Genomic DNA, 19,986 nt, shown 5'->3' with positions numbered 1-19,986 from the left:
TCAATTGAAACCGGTTTACAAAGGTAGTCGTCAAATCCCTGATCAAGAGCCCGATCAATCGCGTCGGATGCCACATCACCACTAACCGCAATGACGGGAAGTTCTTTCCCTTCTGCGCGTTCACGAATGATGCTCAGCACTTCTGAGCCAGAGATTCCACCCAGATTCATATCGACAAACATCAGATCCGGTACAGCATCCAGGAACTGGGAGATTCCATCTTCAGCGCTCTTCGCGGCAGCAAAGGTAATCTCCGGATCCAAATGCCGAATCAGGCGCTCAAGTACTTTTCTGTTGGTTTCATCATCTTCAACATAAAGCACCCTGAATGCCACAGATGTTTTTTGCACCTCACCGCTGAATGAGCCTTCGTCAATAGAAAAATCTTCCCTATCGAGTGATAAAGAAGGCTGGCCCGACTCTGAACCGGTCATTATCCCGCGGTCAGAAGCACTAATCTGAGGTCTCACATTATCCGGCTCAGTCTTCTCAGAGACCGCCTCCGCAGAACATGAGGAAACGGAACAACAAGCAGCACCATCCTCTGACGGCTCACAGGGGATTTTTAATGTAAAGATGCTACCGACACCGACTTCGGAATCCACATGAATACTGCCCCCCATCGCTTCAACGGCATAACGGGCAATGGCCAACCCGTTCCCCATCCCCTTCGCATCAATATAACCATCAGCTGCTTCGAAAGGCATAAAGATCTTATCGAGAAAATCCTGAGGAATTCCTCTTCCTGAATCCTGGATAGTAAGCTCACAGTAACTCTGAAGACAACGATGCCGAACCGCAATCTGACCGCCCGGAGCAGTAAAGTTTATAGCGTTTTTCAATAACGACTGTATAACCTGACGCAGGCGCTTAACATCAGCCTGTACAAAGTAATCCACACCAGGCAGGTCAGCTTCAAACCTGAGATCCGCTTGCTCGATATCAGAAATAACGTCCGTAATACAGTCTGTTACCATTTCGGAGAGGCACACCCGAGTTAAGTCAACGCTAAACTCCTGTCGATCCAGTTGAGCCAGATCCAGAACATCATCTACGAGCACCAGCATCGCTTCACCGGAATCCACAATTTGAGCCAGGTGCTCTTTGTGCTCATCCTGCATAGATTCTTCCATCTGAAGCAGATGACCAAAGCCGAGAATCGCATTCAGAGGGGTACGGAATTCATGACTCATTCTGGACAGGAACTGAGTCTTAGCCCGACTGGCATGCTCTGCGCGCTCTTTTTCTAACTTGAGGCTCTCTTCAGCCCAAAGCCTTTCATTTTCAGACTCATGCCCGGCAAGAAGGGCCGCAATTGTTGCCAACCAGGGTTCAAATAAGCGGGACTCTGAGGACCAATACCTGAAGTCCTGAAGAACCAAAGCAAAACAGATAACGGGCTGACCAGAAGAGATGACCGGTAGCAATAGCAGTCCTTTGCGCGAAAAATCCCGGCCCGGGAAAATATCGGAAAGAGGCATAAGCATTGGTTTAGCGGGCTCAATTGATGCCCTCCATTGAGCAACGCCCTGAACAATTCGTTCTTTAAAGCTTTCAATATCTGAAGTCATGATTTCGGACTCAGCATTGAAACGAACCGCCTCAGAAAAAGCAGGGCAACCGAGCTTCTGTTGCAAAGATTCTGCCAGCCAATAGTAACCTCTTTCAGACTGAGCCAAATCAACCAGAGAGGATAACTGACCTTCGATATCGGGGCGTTTATCCGGACTGCAGATAAAACGGGTTTGCATCTGAGAGATACTCATTAGCAAGCGGTTATTAAACTGCCTGAAATACTCCTCCCTTTTTCGCTCAGAGATATCCCGAATGAGCAGAAGAATTTTATTGGTCCCTGTGCGGGCAAAGCGCAGCTCCAGAGCCTGAGCGGTTCCGGCATTATCAAGGGTGATCTCTGTAAAATAGCGCGCCAGGCCCGAACTCCCCTGATCAGTCAGTTTCTGATGTAAGGTTTCCGCCTCTAACTGCGGGAAGATGTCAAAAAGTATCTGACCCGAGCTAAAATCCAAGCTGAGTATATCGCCTCTTGGCTGCTGAAAACTCAAGACTTCAAAACGGGAATTAAATACCACCAACATATCCGGAAGCGCCTCAATAAGCGCCTCATTCTCCGCTTCTCTGACCTCAAGCTCCTGTGAAGTGACGGACAATTTTTCGGTAAGACGCATCCGCTTACGATAAAGATCTGCTTCAAGGCGTTTACGCTTAGTGATATCTCTGATAAAGAAACAGGCAACCTCTTCTAAACCATCTGTGTAGAAACGAATCAGCATCTCAGAAGAAAATGAGATCCCATTGCGCCGTAATGTATTGCCTTCCTGCTCAATTGCCTCCCCTCGGCGAATGCGACTCCAGATCAGCTTCCAGCTTTCCTCATTGATCGACGCATCGATATCACCAATGTTCAGCCCCTGTAACTCCTGATAAGCGTATCCCAGCTGTTTTGAAGCCGTTTCATTTGCCCCGACGATGCCACCTTCGCGATTCACCCATAACACAAGTTCAGCAGCATCATTCAAAGCTTCACTTTGCCGCTTAAGAAGCAGGTACTCCTGACGCTTTTGGGTAACATCTTTAACACTGAGGATCGTATCCGTATCTGATGAAAAAGGTTCCCGGGTAAAAGCCAGTAAACGTCGCCTCCCTGTAACGGACCACCAGGCATAAAATACCTGACCGCTGGCACTGCCTATCAGGGACATCAGATCACCCAGCGGTTCACCTTTTTCATCACTCAGTCCAAGAGCACACTCTGTCAGGAAGATAGACATCGCTGGAGGTGTCACATCAGCCCCACCAGCCAGAAGAACGGCAGCTCTCTGATTAAAACTCTCGACACCGCCATGGGAAGAGACCTTCAGCAGCCCTTTTCCTCCATGGTTATAAAGCATTTTTTGCAGTGCATCCGGTTCGGAGTTTTCCGGGCGCTCCCGAAAAAGGCTCACAAGAAGACTGATAAGGGCCAAAAGAGCAAGACTACCGATACTCAGCAAAAGATATTGTTGAGAACTAAAATTGTTGCTGACAGGAAATGCTTTTGTTACGGAATAAGAGACGGGTAATTGACGGTTTTCACGGGTTACGACAACATCCTCGTATCCCCCTCCCCCTTCAGATGATTCCTGGCGATTGATCTCCACCAAGAGCTTATTTTTTGAGAACAATCGGATGGCAAGGCCCTCAGTTGCCACCACCTCATCCAACAGATGATATAGCTCCCGCTCCATATTCACCGTAAAGATCAATGCAGCCCGAACCTCAAATCCGTTGGAAACCGGTGCTGCAATCAGTAATAAAGGCTGCTCCTGGCGAAATACGCCGTCATGGTCGGAAATAGGGTATGGACTCATATAGGGGATTAGCCACTGATTCCTGCCCTGCCAGAGCGGGGCGAACAGTGCCGGGTATTCTGCAATCGGTGACGACTCACCAATCAAACGATTATCAGACGCGCCACGCACAACCCCACGGCTGTCGATCAGCATATAACCATCAATCTTGGATGACTTAAGTAAAGGGGAAAAAAAATGACGAAGATAAGACTGTTCAGGAGCTGCAATAAGCTCTTTTCTATTTATCGACAAAGCCGAAAGTGAACGGGCAGCATCCGAAACCTGAGGGTATCTCGACCAAATATTGAGCACACTTTTTTGTTTCTGAAACCAGCGGTTAAACAGCTGATCACTTACTCTGGCTTTCTCCTCCAACAAAGCTTGTCGGGTCTGATCATTATGTTGCTGTAACTGATAAAAACCGGCAAAACAGACAAATAAAATCAGGCTGGATACCACCACAGAGATCCAATGTGTTTTATTGCCCTTCAGTACCATCACAACTCATTCCTAACGCCGGTAAAGCACCACAAGCCCGATCAAAAAGCAGCTCAAGGCACCGTAACACTCTGTGTTCAATTAAAATTAGGTTAAGGGACATATTATCGCCTTTAATTTGTCTTATTAAAGCCTTATCTATAGAACCTAGGGTTTTCCCTCTACAGTAACTTACCTCCACTTCATTGGGAGACAGCTATGGCTTACCGTGATGACGATCTGGATTACTTTCTGCGCGAGATGCGGGGAGTCGTACCTCTGAAGCAAGATCAAAAAGCCGACCTTAAAACCAACAAAAAAGAGGATGCTATAGCACTGCAGGCCCGCCGCAATGCGGCCCAGGCGCAAACCGAAAAGGATACGAATTTTCTCTCAGATGAGTTTGTGGACCTGCTAGGCCCTTTTGACCCTGTAGAATACAAGAAAGAGGGCGTTCAGGAAGGCGTTTACAAACGGCTCAAACAAGGCCGCTACCCTATCGATGCCGCACTTAATTTGCATAAAAAATCAGTAGAGTTCTGCCGGAGAGAGGTATTCGGGTTTATTGAGGATTGCTATCGGCATGACATACGAGTAGCACTGATCAGTTTCGGAAAGGGCAGCGCCCCCGACTCACTCCCCTGCGTGGTCAAAAGTTATCTCGCCCGCTGGCTCCCGGAGTTTCCTCAGGTTATCGCAGTAAACAGTGCTCATAAAAGCCATGGTGGTAGCGCTGCGGTTTACGTGCTTTTTAAGAAGAGTGAACGTCAAAAAGCGATTAACCGCGACCGACATATTAAACAGGGGCGCCAGACAAAGACCACATGGTGATATCAACCGTCACTTCCGCCCCACAAACTTGAAAATGAGAAAAACCAAAAAAGCAGGTACTACTGGCAGAAAACACCAGAACAAACCCCACCCCCCTTCATCAAGAAGGAACAACGTGGCAGCTATCACCATCGGCTGACTGTAAAACAATCCTCGAATCGCTCTGGCATACCATGCAAAACTGATTGAACTTCCCGGCAAGGATGCAAAGGCCAGAGCGATCCAAACTAATACACCGGAAAGGAGAGCCACCAAAACAGCGACACTATGAAGAATTGCTTCCATGCAGATACCCGTGGCCTTCTTATGAACAGGAGTAACGACTTTTTAACAAAATTCGCATTATTTCAGCAGATGACTGTTCAGGCGCTGAATTTCATCCCGAATTTGGGCGGCTTTTTCAAACTCCAGATTCTTGGATGCCTCGTACATACTGTCTTCCAGCTTGCTGATCGACTTAAGCAGCTGTTCCGGTGACATCAACGCCGGATCTACGGCATATTCACCCACGGCCTCAGCAACCTTCTTACCGGCCTTGTTGCTGATTTTCTTGCCGGGAATGCGGGCACCTTCCATGATATCTGCAACATTTTTCATCACCGTCTGCGGTGTAATACCCGCTGCCTCGTTGGCCTCCATCTGCTTCTCACGTCGACGTTTGGTCTCATCAATCGCTTTCTGCATAGAGCCTGTAATGCGGTCGCCGTACAGAATCGCTTTACCTTTGGCATTACGGGCGGCTCGACCGATGGTCTGAATCAGCGAGCGCTCAGAACGCAGAAAACCCTCTTTATCCGCATCCAGAATAGCCACCAGAGATACCTCCGGCATATCCAGACCTTCCCGCAGCAGGTTGATCCCCACCAGCACATCAAACTCACCCAACCGGAGATCACGGATAATCTCAACACGCTCCACCGTATCAATATCCGAGTGCAGGTAGCGCACCTTCACGCCATGCTCCGACAGGTAATCGGTCAGATCCTCTGACATGCGCTTGGTCAGTGTCGTTACCAGCACGCGGTCTCCATCAGCCACCCGCAGACTGATCTCCGACATCAGGTCATCCACCTGAGAGGTTGCCGGACGTACTTCAATCTCAGGATCCAGAAGACCGGTAGGACGAACCACCTGCTCGACCACCTGCCCCTGATGCTCCGCCTCATAGTTACCCGGAGTCGCAGAAACAAACACCATCTGAGGCGAGATCTGCTCCCACTCCTCAAACTTCATTGGCCGGTTATCTAACGCTGAAGGCAAGCGAAAGCCATACTGAACCAACGTCTCTTTACGGGATCGGTCACCCCGATACATAGCGCCCAGCTGAGGCACGGTAACGTGAGATTCATCGATAAATAACAGGGCATCATCCGGCAGATAATCAAAGAAAGTCGGCGGCGCATTGCCCGGATCACGATCAGAGAGATAGCGCGAATAGTTTTCGATACCGTTGCAGTAGCCAAGCTCCAGCATCATCTCAATATCATAAAGGGTACGCTGCTCAATTCTCTGAGCTTCAACCAGCTTGTCATGCTCTCGGAACCATTCGATACGTTCTCTAAGCTCATCTTTAATATGCTCAGTAGCTTCAACAACGGTTTCCCGTGGCGTCACATAGTGACTCTTCGGATAGATGGTGATTCGGGGCAACTTCCTCAGTTGTTCACCGGTTAACGGATCAAAAATAGAGATGTTATCGATCTCATCATCAAACAGCTCAACCCGAACCGCTTCCTGTTCCGATTCTGCCGGGAAGATATCAATCACATCACCGCGTACACGATAAGTCGCACGACGAAAATCAAGATCATTGCGGGTGTACTGCAATTCAGCCAAACGACGCAGCATCTGACGCTGATCGATGCGTTCTCCACGGTTAATGTGCAGAACCATTTTGTGGTAGGACTTGGGATCACCCAGACCATAAATCGCAGAAACCGTCGCAACGATCAGAGAATCCCGGCGCTCTAACAGCGCCTTGGTGGCAGACAAACGCATCTGCTCAATATGCTCGTTAATCGATGCGTCTTTATCAATAAAGGTGTCAGAAGCGGGCACGTAGGCTTCCGGCTGATAGTAGTCATAGTAAGAGACAAAATACTCAACCGCATTTTCAGGAAAAAAGTCCTTAAATTCACCATATAACTGAGCGGCCAGAGTCTTATTGTGCGCCAGAATAATCGTTGGCCGCTGCGTGCGCTCAATAATGTTTGCCATGGTAAAGGTCTTACCTGAGCCGGTTACCCCCAAAAGGGTCTGATGCATCAGGCCACTATCTAGACCGTTACAGAGCGCATCGATAGCTGCAGGCTGATCGCCAGCAGGTTTGAAACGGGAATTAAGTTTAAACTTTTTCTGTGATTCCATGCTTTACCAGACTATTTTTTCACCAGAATAACACGACACAGCAAACAATGCTGAACATGCCATTCCTGAAATTTGAAGACACTATCAACCAGCGTCAGAACAAAACGAATACGCGAACCGAAGCCATCAGATCAATCAACCCAAACGTAGATAACGACCGGACTTTTTGGTGTTTTTTTTAAAGTTTTCACCTTCACGAAGGGTTGCTATCTCCTGTATGATTCGTCTGCATAACGCCTATTTTCTGACTGAAAATAAATTGAGGATATCAGCTTGGACGTACAACTGTCAGATCGCGTACAGTCAATCAAACCTTCACCGACTTTAGCGGTCACTAATCGTGCGGCAGAGCTTCGCGCAGCAGGCAAAGACATTATTGGCCTGGGCGCTGGTGAGCCGGATTTCGACACCCCGCAACACATCAAAGACGCAGCGATTGAGGCTATTAATAACGGCCTGACAAAATATACCGCTGTTGACGGTACACCAAGCTTAAAGAAGGCCATTATAGCGAAATTCGAGCGTGATAATGGTCTCAAGTACGAGCCAAATCAGATTCTGGTTTCATCCGGCGGCAAACAGAGCTTCTTTAATCTGGCTCTGGCACTGCTGAACCCGGGTGACGAAGTGATCATCCCAGCCCCTTACTGGGTTTCTTACCCGGATATGGTGATTGTGGCAGAAGGTAAGCCGGTTGTTCTTGAAACATCCGCAGCGGATCACTTCAAAATTACGGCAGAACAACTGGAAGCGGCGATTACTCCCCGCACCAAGCTGTTTGTTATCAACAGCCCGTCCAACCCAAGCGGCATGGCTTACTCTCTGGATGAGCTGAAAGCTCTGGGCGAAGTGCTGAAGAAGCACCCGCACATTATGGTTGCCACTGATGATATGTACGAACATATCCTTTGGGATCAGAACTTCTGCAACATTCTGAACGCGACGCCTGAGCTGTATGAGCGCACCTTCGTTCTGAATGGCGTGTCCAAAGCTTACAGCATGACTGGCTGGCGTATCGGTTACGCAGCAGGTCCTGCTAAAGTGATCGGCGCGATGAAGAAGATCCAGTCTCAGTCAACCTCAAACCCGGCATCGATTTCTCAGTATGCTGCTGAAGCTGCACTGAACGGTCCTCAGGAGTGTATCTCCGAGATGCTGGTATCCTTCAAACAGCGTCATGACTTTGTCGTTGAGAAGCTGAATGCGATTCCAGGTGTTAACTGCCTGGCGGGTGACGGTACTTTCTACGCTTTTGCTGACTTCTCTGAAGCGATCACCGCATACGGTTCTGTCAGTGACGTTGAGTTTGCTGAAGCGATGCTGGAAAAAGCCGGTGTTGCACTGGTTCCGGGCTCAGCATTCGGCACCGCAGGCTGCATGCGAATCTCTTTTGCAACCAGCAATGCAAACCTTGAAACTGCAATGGAACGTCTGGCTAAAGAGCTGGCTTAATTCTCTGCAGCTAAATCCGAAAAGCCTGAAGGTTTCCTTCAGGCTTTTTTTGCATGCAGTCAAACGATTACAATTTAGGCTTAACTCACCTCCGCAGCAGCATTACCGAGCAGTGGGAGCGTTCAGCAACCCGTGCAGAAACAGAACCCAGCAGAAACTCATCCAGACGGGATCTGTGATGTGCAGCCAGCAGCACCAGATCGATCTCGTGATGCTTAATGTGCGACAAAATATGCTCCGCTGGTGATCCTTCATACACCTTCATCACCGGGTGCAAACCTTCCGGCAGTTTTTCATGGGCAAACGTCTGAAGCTGTTCAGCAATATGATGAACCGCTTTACTGTGCTCATCTTCACTAAAGTAGCCTGCCACAATCGGATTACCATAACCGGCAACCACCGTGATCAGATGCAATTCAGCCTGATTTTCACGCACTTCACGCAGAGCGAGCTCCAGAGCCTGCTGACTGAAATCCGGCTCTCCCAGATCTACAGGTACCAATACTTTCTTAAACATAAGCATATCCTCTACTTAGCCTCAGTGGAGGCCAAACTGAAATTCCGAAGGCCTCGATATTTCAGTCTTTTAACGACAGAAGCAAAACTCTGCTGCCCTCCGGTTATTCGTTACCACCGACCAGAGAGCAAGATTAACAGAGTGTTGCTGCAATCCCTTTACAAATCGCTTAAGCAGCCTGAGGCTCAAACTCTTCCCGATGACGGCGACGCTGCATCCACGCAATCAGAATCAGAAGACCCAGGGCCGGAATATAGATCAGTTCACGTGGTGGCTGATCAACCGGAACCTGAACACCTGTGATCTCCTGATCAAAGGCCATGCCCGCTTTTTCAGCCGCACTGTCAAAGCCGACGTAATCAACGATCAGGCGATCACCATCTTTCAGCAGCTCTATACCGGTTGCCGATAAACGATCAAACCCCGTATCACCTTCCCCTAAAGGCAGAAGAGTTACGAAAGAACGCGGATTACCCACCGCATCCAAACCATCAACCCAGAAACGCAGTTCTGTGCCCGGCGCAACGTCACCCAGTGTTTCAACTACAGCGTCCGGCTGAACCATCTCATAAGGATCAACAATACGATCCATCCAGAAGCCCGGGCGGAACAATGAGAACGCCACCAGCAACAGCAGTGCAGACTCATACAGACGACTGCGGCTGAAGAAGTAACCCTGAGTTGCTGCAGTAAAGACCAGCATCGCGATGGTCGAGATGATAAACACCTGGATACCTTCAACCCAGGTCACATCGATCAGCAGCAGATCCGTGTTAAAGATAAACAGGAACGGCAACGCCGCAGTACGCAGGCTGTATGCAAAGGCCACAAAACCGGTCCGGATCGGATCACCACCGGACACCGCAGCAGCGGCAAACGACGCCAGACCGACCGGAGGCGTCACATCCGCCATAATGCCGAAATAGAATACAAACAGGTGAACCGCGATCAGAGGCACGATCAGACCCGCCTCCTGACCCAGCGTAATCACCACCGGTGCCAGTAGGGAGGACACCACAATATAGTTAGCGGTGGTTGGCAGCCCCATGCCCAGAATCAGACTTAAAACCGCGATCAGAATCAGCATCAGCAGCAGATTGCCCATAGAGAGCACTTCCACCAGATCCGCCAATACCGAACCAACGCCGGTCTGAGAAACCGCACCCACGATAATACCGGCGGTTGCCGTCGCAATACCGATACCGATCATATTGCGGGCACCGGTAATCAGACCATCAACCAGTTCATCAAAGCCCTGGCGGATCTTATCACCAAGAGCCGTTTCACCCCGGAAGAAGGCGATCAGCGGGCGCTGAGTCAGCAGAATGGCGATCATCAGAATCGTCGCCCAGAAAGCAGACAGCCCCGGAGACAAACGCTCTACCATCAGACACCAGACAAGCACCACAACCGGCAACAGGAAATGCAGACCGGATTTAACCGTCGGGCCCACCTCCGGCAACTGAACCATCGGCTCGTTAGGATCATCCAGTTTAAGATCCGGTACGTTAGCGGCAACTTTAACCAGCGACAGATAAACCGCAACCAGAAGAACCGCAATGACAGCCGTCGAATAATCACCAAAGGCGGGTTTAATCCAGCCGATACCGTAATAGACAATCGCCGCCATACCACAGGTCAGCAGGAAGCCCGTCAGCATACCGATCAGACGCAGATGCCAGGCTTTCACCTCCACACGGCGAGGCAAGCCCTGCATGTTCTGCTTCAGTGCTTCCAGATGCACGATATAAATCAGTGCCAGGTAAGAGATCAGTGCCGGCAGAAAGGCATGGGTAATCACCTGAACATAGGAGATACCCACATATTCCACCATCAGGAAGGCAGCAGCCCCCATCACCGGTGGCATGATCTGACCATTCACCGAAGAAGCCACTTCAACAGCACCAGCTTTCTCAGAGGTAAAGCCGACGCGCTTCATCATCGGAATGGTGAAGGTGCCCGTGGTGACCACGTTCGCAATGGAAGAACCTGAGATCAGACCGGTCAGGCCGGAAGACACGACAGCCGCTTTAGCCGGGCCACCACGCATGTGCCCCAGCAGAGAGAAGGCAACCTGAATAAAGTAGTTACCCGCCCCGGCTTTATCCAGCAGCGCACCAAACAGCACGAACAGGAACACAAAACTTGAGGAAACCCCCAGCGCGATGCCGAATACACCCTCAGTAGTCAGCCACTGGTGATTGATCAATGGCTCAAGATCGATCCCTTTGTGAGCGATGATATCAGGCATATACGCCCCGGCCAGAGAATAGCCCAGGAAGACGATTGCCACGATCATCAGCGGTGGCCCCAGCGTACGGCGCGTCGCCTCAAGCAGCAGAATAAGACCGGCCACCGAGACGGCCACATCCTGCGTATTGGGCAGACCGGGACGACTCAGCAGCTGATCGTAGAAAACAAAGATATAAGAGGCGGCAAAAGCAGCTACCAGCGACAACACCATATCCGCAACCGGAATAGTATGCCGAGGGGATCCGGTAAATGCAGGATAAGCCGTAAAGGCCAGGAAGGTAGCAAAGGCTAAGTGAATGGCACGCACTTCCGTGTCGTTAAAGATGCCAAAACTACCGATAACCGGCCAGTCATAAAAAGGTAAGGGCGATGCTATCCATAGCTGAAACAGAGACCACAGCAGAGCAGCCCCCAGTAAAACCCTTCCCTGCCAGCCATGGGGAATACGAGCCCCGGTATCATTGGCTGACACCATATCCTGCAGTTCTTGCTCATTTGCAGAATTATTGGCACTTGCGGGAGGGCGGCTATCCGGTCTGTTGTCATGAATTGACATATCAGCTCCTTAAACAGATCAGGCTCAGGACAGAAAAAGCCCTCTCCCGTCAGACATGGCACGCGGTAGCCTGACGGCAGAGGGTTTAAAAAGGTGAACCAACCTTTAAAAACAACACTCAGCTACCCGTCATCCGGGTAGCTGAGCAGCGCGGGGTGTAAGGATTACATCCAGCCACGCTCTTTGTAGTAACGGATCGCACCTTCATGCAGAGGCGCAGACAGACCGTCAGAGATCATCGTTTTAGGATCCAGGTTAGCGAAGGCAGGGTGCAGACGCTTGAAGCGGTCAAAGTTATCAAATACCGCCTTAACAACCTGATAGACAGCATCCGCACTAACATCAGCAGAGGTTACCATGGTTGCGGTATTACCAAAGGTCGCTACATCGTTGTCAGTACCCTTGTACATGCCGCCTTTGATACTGGCTTTAGCATAGAAAGAGTTGTTGTTGATCAGTTTGTCGATCACAGGACCGGTAACCGGAATCACATTAGCATCACAGGACGTGGTCGCTTCTTTGATTGCACCGGATGGGTGGCCTACGTTGTACAGCATGACATCGATTTTATTATCACACAGCGCCTGAGCCTGCTCAGATGCTTTCAGTTCAGCGGCCAGTTTGAAGGTATCTTTGGTCCAGCCCTTTTCGTCCATGATCAGTTCCATGGTGCCACGGGTACCGGAACCCGGATTCTGCAGATTAACGCGCTTACCGACCAGATCATCAAAGTGTTTAACACCGGAATCTGCACGGGCAACAACAGTGAATGGCTCACCATGGATCGAGAACAGTGCGCGCAGTTTCTTATAAGGCCCCTGCTGAATGAAAGACTCGTGCTTCTCACCTTTCATGGCGTAATACTGCCAGTCAGACTGAGCAACACCCATATCCTGTTGACCCTGACGGATCGCATTGATGTTAACAACAGAACCACCAGTCGACGGCGCTGTACATTTAACACCGTGATCACTGGTGCCACGGTTTACTAAACGGCAGATCGACTGACCTACAACATAGTAAACACCCGTCTGACCACCGGTACCAATGTTAACGAACGTTTGGCTCGCGCTGGCGGTAACAGGCGTTAAAGAAGCCGCCATACCCACCGCAGAAAACAGTGCGGTAGCAGCCAGTTTAGTTTTGAGAGACTTTAATTTCAGAGACATAGCAACCCTTCTTATCATTATCAACCCGCCGAAGCCGGGAATTGGTTTCTTCAGCTATCGAGCGGCATCAGCAGGTTTACCCTCATGCGAACCTGCTACCGCTCCTCCTTGCTAACAGAGCTACGGGCTCGGATATAACAGGAGGCAACCTAAAGTTACTGCAAAGTCAGGAAAGCCATGACCGCAATTCATGCCAACAAGACCTCCTAACGTGCCAAATGAGGCATAAATATTTCACTTTAAAAAAAAGATCCTGACAATAAAGCAAAATAACCCTCACCGGGTAAGTATAGGCAACACACTGAAAATGGTAGGCTTTGTTCGTGAAACGGCGTTTACGGGTAAGATAAAGATGCAAACGCTATACTGTCGCTCCTTAATATAAAGATCACCTGGGCCCAGCTCGAAAGGTTCAAAAGATGCAGAGAATCAAAACCTTTTATCATCACAACCCGCTGGGCCTGCGGCTGCTCACCGCTATTCTTATTTACAGCTCACTGATCACCCTGTTTGCCACGGGCTTTCAACTGTGGAGTGATTACCGCTATGAGCGCTCCGCCATTGATGAGCGCCTTATTCAGATCGAAAACAGCTCTCTTCGCGGCCTTTCAAACAGCTTGTGGGAGATCAATCCGGCACAGGTACAGGTTCAGCTTGATGGTCTTCTGCAGCTGCCCGATGTACGGTACTTAGAGATTACCACCCCCTACGGCGAAGCCTTTTTTGCCGGCAGCAAGCCAAAAACAGGGCAGCTTCTGCAGCACAACTACCCCCTGACCCATGAGGGACATGGTGGTAAAAGTTATACCGTAGGACAACTCAGCCTGATCATCAGCCTGGAAGATCTCTATCTGCGAATGGCCGATAAGGTACTGCTTATTCTGGCGACTCAAGGCATTAAAACCTTTCTGGTTTCTGTCTTTATTCTGACACTGTTCCACCATCTTATTACCCGCCATCTGAGCACTATGGCGCTCTTTGCCCGACGGCTGAAACTGGATCGGCTGGAGCAGCCATTAGCGCTTAAGCGCAAAGCTCAGAATGACGAACTAAACGATGTCGTATCAGCCTTTAACACCATGCGCCAATCAATGCTGGGCGATATGCAAAAGCGCGAGCAGGCCGAACAAGCGCTAGAGTCCGCCAACCGGGAGTTAGCAGACCTGAACTGGAAGCTGGAGCAAAAAGTAGCTGACCGGACTCAGCAGCTCAAAGAGCGAAGTGATGAATTAGAACAACGCAATCAAGAGCTTGAACATGCACTCAATCAGCTGCAAAGCACTCAGAAGCAACTGGTTGAGTCAGAAAAAATGGCTGCATTGGGTGAGCTGGTCGCCGGGGTCGCCCATGAGATCAACACCCCTATAGGCATCGGTTTTACCGCAGCCACCTATCTGTCAGATGAAGCCAAGCGTCTGCAAAAATCTCCCTCTTTCAAGGCATCAGAGGGCGAGAAACTTCTGAACCTCACGCTGGAAACCAGCGACCTGATCTGCAAAAACCTGGAGCGGGCCGCTCAACTGATCCGGGCGTTTAAACAAGTTTCAGTCGACCAATCCAGTGAACAGCACCGCCGCTTTGATCTGATTCAGTATCTTCACGAAGTCCTGCTATCCCTGCAACCTGGACTGAAAAACTGCCATCCCGAGGTCGAAATTCAGGGGCCGGAGCCACTGATCATCGACAGCTACCCCGGCAGCTACTATCAGGTTTTCAGCAACCTGATACTGAACTCGGTTATTCATGGCTTTGAACATCAGAAAGGCGGGAAGATCTCCATCAGTATCACGCCTCTGAAATCCGATGGTCACCAAAGAAAGCCTGCAGAACAGCTGGATCAGGCCGATCACCTGCAAGTGGATTATCGGGACAATGGCGTGGGGATAAAAGCAGACTGGCACCAGAAACTGTTTGAACCCTTTGTCACCAGCAAACGCCATCAGGAGTGCAGCGGGCTGGGAATGCATATCAGCTACAATCTAGTGACTCAGCTACTTCAGGGGCACATTGAAAGCATACCAACCGAGGGAGATTCCGGGGCGCACTTCAGATTGATCCTCCCGCTGCAACTTAAGGAAAGCTGATCAGTTCTGACCACTGTCCAGCCAGCCTTTCTCAACAAAATAATCTCTGGCTCCCGGATGCATGGGCGCAGCCAGGGGAATACGAACCATGGATTCAGCCTTTAAGGCCGAAAAAGCCGGATGAAGCTGCCGAAACTGATCAAACTGCTCAAACAGGGACTGAACGATGGCATACGCCACATCATCAGGAAGGTCATTTCGGGCAAAGAGAGTGGCGTTTACCCCAGCTGTACTCACATCCGGCTGCTGATCAGAGTAGATTGATCCCGGTAAGGTCAGCGCCTGATAGTGAGGACTATGAGCGATCAGAGCATCAATATCACGCTGCTCCAGCCCAATCAGATGGCTGTCACAATCCCGAATCGCTTCTTTAATCGCCCCGTTAGGGTGCCCAACAACATACAGCGTCGCATCAATCCGGTTCTCGCATAGCGCCTTCGCCTGCTCAGCCGGTTCAAGTTCCTCAAGAGCCGCAAAATCTTTCCGTTGCCAGCCTCTCGCTTTCATCAGCACATCAAGGGTTACCCGTTGACTGCTGCCAGCTTTACCAAGGTTAAAACGCTTATTTCTGAGATCAGCAAAGCTGTTAATACCTGAATCTTTCCGCGCCAGAATCGAAATATGCTCAGGATAAAGTCCAACCAAGGTACGCAATTCACTGGCCGAGCGGCGAAAGCCACCCCGACCGTGGTAGCCGTTATCCAATTGCCCCGCTTCAGAAATGCCCATATCCAGCCGTCCGGCAATCACCAGCTGCAGATTCTCTACCGACCCCAAAGTACTTCGTAGCGCACAACGAACCCCGTGCTGCTGACGGTTCAGATTCATCAGACGGCAAATAGCGCCACCCGCCGGATAGTAAAGCCCTGTGACACCGCCGGTTCCGAGAGTAAGAATCCGGCTATCCGCACGAAGCGTTGAAGAAAAGAAAAGCAGCGGTACAGCGAGTAAAACAACTGAAAGAAAATAACTTTGAATAGAAAAACCTGATTTCATCACACCGGCTTTCATCAACACTGCTGCCTTATTATTTTTTGTTTAACAGAGGGCTAGAAACACCAAGACCCTAATTAGAATTCAGCTCTGCGATTCAAAACCCGTAGTCAAAGTCTGACCGGAAGAAAAACCAACCAGATGACACAATCGCAGCAGTATATCAGCCCCCTTCTCTGGTGACAGTCCGTCTTCGGTTAAGGCATTGATTCGTGTCACGGCCGGAATGATCTCAAGCCGGGACAAGGCTGCGGTAATATCTTCTCCCCGCATATTGTAATAGCGGCCAAACGCAAACAAGAAATTTTCTCACTAAGACTTGCAAACGATAAGGATTATCACTAATATTTAACCATCAAGTTCAACTTACGGATGTTTCAGCCATGTATGTTTGTGTTTGTGCAGGAATTACCGATCAACAGATTCGCGATGCAGTCTCTTCAGGAGATCACAACCTGAAAGCATTGCGTGATAATCTCGGAGTAGCGCGCAGCTGCGGTATGTGCGTGAAGGAAACCCGACAAATTCTTGATGAAGAGTTGCGCATGAAAGCAGCGGCCTCTCTGGCAACTGAGCTGGCAATAGCCAAAACGGAACCCGTCCCTCAGAAACAAGCCGCATAAAAAATCATTGCTAAAAAAACGGCGTATCTAGATCATCTGGATACGCCGTTTTTAGCTTTTGAGAGACTGAAACCTGATTAAAATCAGGCCATCTGCTTCTGAATGTAGTTCTCGACACCCACCATATCGATCAGACGCAACTGCTGCTCCAGCCAATAGGCATGGTCCATTTCAGTATCATCGAGAAGTTTAGTCAGCACCTTACGGGTGATGTAGTCCTGCTCCTGCTCACAAACAGCAATCGCTTCTTTCAGGGCTTGATCAACTTCGTACTCAACCTGAAGATCATTGCGGAACATGCTGGCAACATCAGTACCCACATTGGCTTTTTCCTGAGCGTTCATATCCGGCTCAGCTTCCAGAAACAGCATGCGCTCCATAATCGCTTCCGCATGCTCGGTTTCCTCTTCCATCTCATGATGCAGACGCTCGTGCAGCTTATCCAGTCCCCAATCTTTAAACTGGTTAGCGTGAGCCATATACTGATCACGAGCCATCAGCTCATTGTTCAGCAGACGTTGAAGATGCTCGAGAACCTTTGGATTACCTTTCATAACACGTCTCCTTAATCTTCCATCTGCGCAGCCAGATAATTTTGAATACCCGCATTATCAATCTGCCACTGCTGGGTTTCGATCCAGTCGATCTGTTCTTCAGTTTCTTCCAGAATCTCGGTCAGCAGATCACGGGTGACATAGTCCTGAGCCTTTTCTGAAACATCGATCGCAGTCAGCAGCTGATCACGAACTTCCGAGTGCACCTTCATATCTCCCGCCAGCATCTCAGGAACATTCTCGCCAATATGAAGACGATTCAGCGCCTGCATTCCCGGCAGAGCTTCCAGAAACAAAATGCGTTCGATCAGATCATCAGCAATCTTCATCGATTTGATGGAAGCTTTGTATTCATGACTGTTGAGCTCTTCCAGTCCCCAGTTCTTAGCCATTCGGGCATGAAGAAAGGTCTGGTTGATCACCGTCAACTGGCCTTTCAGCGCTGAGTTAAGTTCAGCGATGACTCCTGTATCAGCTTTCATCAATCTATCCTCGGTTATTAAAACTTGCTTATAAAGTAAATCTAAATCTGAGTTCAGATATCGGTTATTGCCTAGTTATAGACAATTCAGCCTGAGATTACGAACCCATTTGGGCTTTTAAAGGTAATTTAATCCAAATAAAATCAATCACTTTGAATGAACAAGAAGTGTTTTCATTGCCAAATAATAATTCGTTTTAAAAGAGTGATATTCTCTTTTGGTACAGAGACGCTTTCAGCCCAAAACAAGAACAAATCGGGAGATAAACTCATGCAACGGGAAACCCACAAGGACCTACTTGTCGTCTATCGGGATCATGTTCAGCCGGATTGGATCGACTACAACGGCCACCTTAACGATGCCTACTATGTTGTTGCCTTCAGCCGCGGACTGGATGGCTTTATGGAAGCGATTGGACTCAATGCCGGGTTTAGGGAACAGCATCAGGTCTCTATGTTTACTCTGCAGTGCATGACTCATTACTTCAAAGAGATCGATGAAGGTGAAGCCTTCACCATCACCTGCCAGCTGATCGATCACGATCACAACAAAGTACACCTTTATCTGCAGATGTGGCATGGAGAAACCTGCGAAGAACACGCCGCCTTTGAGGCTCTTATGCTGCACATGGATATGCGCCAGCGACGATCTGCCCCTTGGCTACCGGAAACGGAAGAGAAAGTTACCGAACATTTCACGCAGGACCAGAAACAGCCTCAACCCGATAAGGTGGGTGCAGCCATTGGTATTCGCAGGAAATAGGTATGAGCTTTGTTATTCATAAGGGCTGAGAGCGTGCCGGAGCAGATTAAAAATCTGCCATTATGGATGTTCAAAAGCGCCTGTTCTCAGAACATGGATCACCTGACCGGCCACTTCGGCATCATAACGCAGCATAGAGTGGCCTACATCAACAATCAGAAAATCTTTCATTTCCGGTAAGCGGGTAGAATCGGTACTGACTAAACCATCATTACTGCCGGGAAAAGAAAACCCCGTAAAAACGGATGGCTGAGTACCTGCAATCACTGCAGTAGGGTAATAGGGTGAAGGCAGTTGTCCCGCCAAACCAACATCACGGGTGTTCAAAGATACGACAACATTGCCCTGCCAAACTTCCGGGAAATAATCATGAGCAAGATCGGCCAGTTCACTGCCGTGATTGGGAGTACCGAGCATCACGACCTCCCCTAAGCGATTATATTCTGACAAAGAGGTGTCAAGATTCAGGTAGTGACGTATCACTAAACCACCCATCGAATGCCCGACAAAGTGAACGATCCCCGCTTCGGGAATGCAGGACTTAATGTCAGTACCGGCCTGATTTAAAGCGCTTTCAAGCGGCGTAGCAAGAGTCCGGTAGTCGATGGTACAAACATCAAACCCCGCCCGGCGCAGACGGAACTCAAGCAGCCACATTGCCCGCTCATTTCTGCCAAGACCATGCGCCAAAATAACCCTTTCGTCTGCGACACCTGCTGCAATAGCCTCATCAGAGGGGCCGATGGCATGGAGAACTATCGGGAAAACAGCCTGAACACTCAGCCAAATAAGCAACAAGACTTTGGCCAGCAGCAAAAGACGATAACGACCGGCAAATTTTAAACCATCAAATGCAGTGTTCCCTTTCATGGATATTTTCCTCAGACCACTAGCGGCTTATACCGGCAATCTCTGCCCGACTTTGACCTCTCTTAACGACAGGCTGGAACGAATCGAACTGATGCCCGGCAAAACACGGAGTCTGTCACGGACAAAATCACCGTAGCTTTCCAAATCATCCGCCACAATCTGTAAAATATAATCACAGTCACCGGAAACATTATGGCAGCTAAGAACTTCCGGCATGGCAGCCATTTTCTGCTCAAGTTCCATGGGCATCTGTCCTGAGTGGTCACCTAAAGTCACCTGAGCAAAGCCTATCACGCCCAGGCCTAATTTATGTCGGTTTAAACGCGCCTGGTAACCTTCGATATACCCCTCAGACTCAAGTCGCTTTAGTCTTCTCCAGCAAGGTGTTTCACTCAAATTTAACTGCTCAGCCAGTTTGGCATTCGTCAGGCGGCCATCCTGCTGCAGTAAAGTCAGAATGCGTCGGTCCGTTTCATCTAAAACATCGGATCTGGAAATACTCACCCAACCCTCCTGAAATAATCTTTCACAAAAAAACAGATTAAAGAAATCATATACCTTAATAACAGCAAATACGGGCAGAGATAGCAATCCTATTTCCACTAATAAAAGGATAATTGGCTCCGTTGATAGAACTTTTTTTGGG

At 49.3% G+C, this 19,986-nt stretch carries 17 protein-coding genes; 5 read left to right on the top strand and 12 right to left on the bottom strand.

What is annotated here, in order from left to right; translation table 11 throughout:
* On the bottom strand, positions 1-3,848 hold a 3,848-nt coding region (locus AC4GL5_RS10520; protein WP_490382738.1), incomplete at its 3' end, for an ATP-binding protein.
* A 198-nt stretch (positions 3,849-4,046) separates the two neighbouring features.
* Here AC4GL5_RS10520 and smrA point away from each other — a divergent pair.
* Positions 4,047-4,658: a DNA endonuclease SmrA gene (smrA, locus tag AC4GL5_RS10515; RefSeq protein WP_490382737.1), complete on the top strand. Its 612-nt coding sequence runs from the start codon at positions 4,047-4,049 to the stop codon at positions 4,656-4,658.
* A 9-nt stretch (positions 4,659-4,667) separates the two neighbouring features.
* On the opposite strand, the gene AC4GL5_RS10510 is transcribed toward smrA, so the two are convergent.
* Positions 4,668-4,943 (bottom strand): hypothetical protein, encoded by a 276-nt coding sequence (locus AC4GL5_RS10510; protein ID WP_490382736.1) that lies wholly within the window; start codon positions 4,941-4,943, stop codon positions 4,668-4,670.
* A gap of 57 nt (positions 4,944-5,000) precedes the next feature.
* On the bottom strand, positions 5,001-7,025 hold the full coding sequence (uvrB, locus tag AC4GL5_RS10505) for an excinuclease ABC subunit UvrB (RefSeq protein ID WP_490382735.1): 2,025 nt from the start codon (positions 7,023-7,025) through the stop codon (positions 5,001-5,003).
* 273 nt (positions 7,026-7,298) lie between these two features.
* Between uvrB and AC4GL5_RS10500 the strand changes: the two genes are divergently transcribed.
* Entirely contained in the window at positions 7,299-8,477 is a 1,179-nt protein-coding gene (locus AC4GL5_RS10500) for a pyridoxal phosphate-dependent aminotransferase (RefSeq protein WP_490382734.1), read from the top strand.
* A gap of 85 nt (positions 8,478-8,562) precedes the next feature.
* Here AC4GL5_RS10500 and AC4GL5_RS10495 read toward each other — a convergent pair whose 3' ends face one another.
* From AC4GL5_RS10495 to AC4GL5_RS10485, 3 genes are all read right to left on the bottom strand, one after another.
* On the bottom strand, positions 8,563-8,994 hold the full coding sequence (locus tag AC4GL5_RS10495) for a universal stress protein (protein ID WP_490382733.1): 432 nt from the start codon (positions 8,992-8,994) through the stop codon (positions 8,563-8,565).
* 169 nt (positions 8,995-9,163) lie between these two features.
* On the bottom strand, positions 9,164-11,803 hold the full coding sequence (locus tag AC4GL5_RS10490; RefSeq protein WP_490382732.1) for a TRAP transporter permease: 2,640 nt from the start codon (positions 11,801-11,803) through the stop codon (positions 9,164-9,166).
* 164 nt (positions 11,804-11,967) lie between these two features.
* Entirely contained in the window at positions 11,968-12,972 is a 1,005-nt protein-coding gene (locus AC4GL5_RS10485) for a TAXI family TRAP transporter solute-binding subunit (protein WP_490382731.1), read from the bottom strand.
* A 419-nt stretch (positions 12,973-13,391) separates the two neighbouring features.
* Here AC4GL5_RS10485 and AC4GL5_RS10480 point away from each other — a divergent pair, with 419 nt between their 5' ends.
* Complete coding sequence (locus AC4GL5_RS10480; RefSeq protein WP_490382730.1) at positions 13,392-15,056, top strand: ATP-binding protein; 1,665 nt, start codon at positions 13,392-13,394, stop codon at positions 15,054-15,056.
* Here the strand turns inward: AC4GL5_RS10480 and AC4GL5_RS10475 are convergent, their stop codons facing one another.
* Both AC4GL5_RS10475 and AC4GL5_RS10470 read right to left on the bottom strand, forming a co-directional pair.
* Positions 15,057-16,052: a TAXI family TRAP transporter solute-binding subunit gene (locus AC4GL5_RS10475; protein ID WP_490382729.1), complete on the bottom strand. Its 996-nt coding sequence runs from the start codon at positions 16,050-16,052 to the stop codon at positions 15,057-15,059.
* An 81-nt stretch (positions 16,053-16,133) separates the two neighbouring features.
* The gene (locus AC4GL5_RS10470; protein WP_490382728.1) at positions 16,134-16,349 is read right to left on the bottom strand and encodes a hypothetical protein; all 216 of its coding nucleotides are present in this window, start codon (positions 16,347-16,349) and stop codon (positions 16,134-16,136) included.
* Between the two features lie 83 nt (positions 16,350-16,432).
* On the opposite strand from AC4GL5_RS10470, the gene AC4GL5_RS10465 reads away from it, so the two are divergent.
* Positions 16,433-16,672, top strand: coding sequence for a (2Fe-2S)-binding protein (locus tag AC4GL5_RS10465; RefSeq protein WP_490382727.1), 240 nt, complete (start codon positions 16,433-16,435; stop codon positions 16,670-16,672).
* 83 nt (positions 16,673-16,755) lie between these two features.
* On the opposite strand, the gene bfr (AC4GL5_RS10460) is transcribed toward AC4GL5_RS10465, so the two are convergent.
* A complete protein-coding gene (gene bfr, locus AC4GL5_RS10460) occupies positions 16,756-17,226 on the bottom strand; it encodes a bacterioferritin (RefSeq protein WP_490382726.1) in 471 nt (156 codons plus the stop codon).
* A gap of 11 nt (positions 17,227-17,237) precedes the next feature.
* Positions 17,238-17,708: a bacterioferritin gene (gene bfr, locus AC4GL5_RS10455; protein ID WP_490382725.1), complete on the bottom strand. Its 471-nt coding sequence runs from the start codon at positions 17,706-17,708 to the stop codon at positions 17,238-17,240.
* Positions 17,709-17,978: 270 nt separating this feature from the next.
* Between bfr (AC4GL5_RS10455) and AC4GL5_RS10450 the strand changes: the two genes are divergently transcribed.
* Positions 17,979-18,470 carry a thioesterase family protein gene (locus tag AC4GL5_RS10450; protein WP_490382724.1) on the top strand — a complete coding sequence of 164 codons (492 nt, stop codon included), beginning with the start codon at positions 17,979-17,981 and terminating at the stop codon, positions 18,468-18,470.
* A gap of 60 nt (positions 18,471-18,530) precedes the next feature.
* Here AC4GL5_RS10450 and AC4GL5_RS10445 read toward each other — a convergent pair whose 3' ends face one another.
* Positions 18,531-19,340 carry an esterase/lipase family protein gene (locus AC4GL5_RS10445; protein ID WP_490382723.1) on the bottom strand — a complete coding sequence of 270 codons (810 nt, stop codon included), beginning with the start codon at positions 19,338-19,340 and terminating at the stop codon, positions 18,531-18,533.
* Positions 19,341-19,367: 27 nt separating this feature from the next.
* On the bottom strand, positions 19,368-19,844 hold the full coding sequence (locus AC4GL5_RS10440; RefSeq protein ID WP_490382722.1) for an Lrp/AsnC family transcriptional regulator: 477 nt from the start codon (positions 19,842-19,844) through the stop codon (positions 19,368-19,370).
* Positions 19,845-19,986 lie beyond the last annotated feature (142 nt).

This window comes from Oceanospirillum sp., from assembly GCF_982874595.1.
The sequence above is the reverse complement of the archived record's forward strand: the minus strand, read 5'-3'. Positions and strand labels throughout refer to the sequence as shown.

Coding starts and splice junctions, on each gene's coding strand:
- smrA (WP_490382737.1), top strand. CDS start 4,047: ATGGCTTACCGTGATGACGATCTGGATTACTTTCTGCGCGAGATGCGG.
- AC4GL5_RS10510 (WP_490382736.1), bottom strand. CDS start 4,943: ATGGAAGCAATTCTTCATAGTGTCGCTGTTTTGGTGGCTCTCCTTTCC.
- uvrB (WP_490382735.1), bottom strand. CDS start 7,025: ATGGAATCACAGAAAAAGTTTAAACTTAATTCCCGTTTCAAACCTGCT.
- AC4GL5_RS10495 (WP_490382733.1), bottom strand. CDS start 8,994: ATGTTTAAGAAAGTATTGGTACCTGTAGATCTGGGAGAGCCGGATTTC.
- AC4GL5_RS10490 (WP_490382732.1), bottom strand. CDS start 11,803: ATGTCAATTCATGACAACAGACCGGATAGCCGCCCTCCCGCAAGTGCC.
- AC4GL5_RS10485 (WP_490382731.1), bottom strand. CDS start 12,972: ATGTCTCTGAAATTAAAGTCTCTCAAAACTAAACTGGCTGCTACCGCA.
- AC4GL5_RS10480 (WP_490382730.1), top strand. CDS start 13,392: ATGCAGAGAATCAAAACCTTTTATCATCACAACCCGCTGGGCCTGCGG.
- AC4GL5_RS10475 (WP_490382729.1), bottom strand. CDS start 16,052: ATGAAATCAGGTTTTTCTATTCAAAGTTATTTTCTTTCAGTTGTTTTA.
- AC4GL5_RS10465 (WP_490382727.1), top strand. CDS start 16,433: ATGTATGTTTGTGTTTGTGCAGGAATTACCGATCAACAGATTCGCGAT.
- bfr (WP_490382726.1), bottom strand. CDS start 17,226: ATGAAAGGTAATCCAAAGGTTCTCGAGCATCTTCAACGTCTGCTGAAC.
- bfr (WP_490382725.1), bottom strand. CDS start 17,708: ATGAAAGCTGATACAGGAGTCATCGCTGAACTTAACTCAGCGCTGAAA.
- AC4GL5_RS10450 (WP_490382724.1), top strand. CDS start 17,979: ATGCAACGGGAAACCCACAAGGACCTACTTGTCGTCTATCGGGATCAT.
- AC4GL5_RS10445 (WP_490382723.1), bottom strand. CDS start 19,340: ATGAAAGGGAACACTGCATTTGATGGTTTAAAATTTGCCGGTCGTTAT.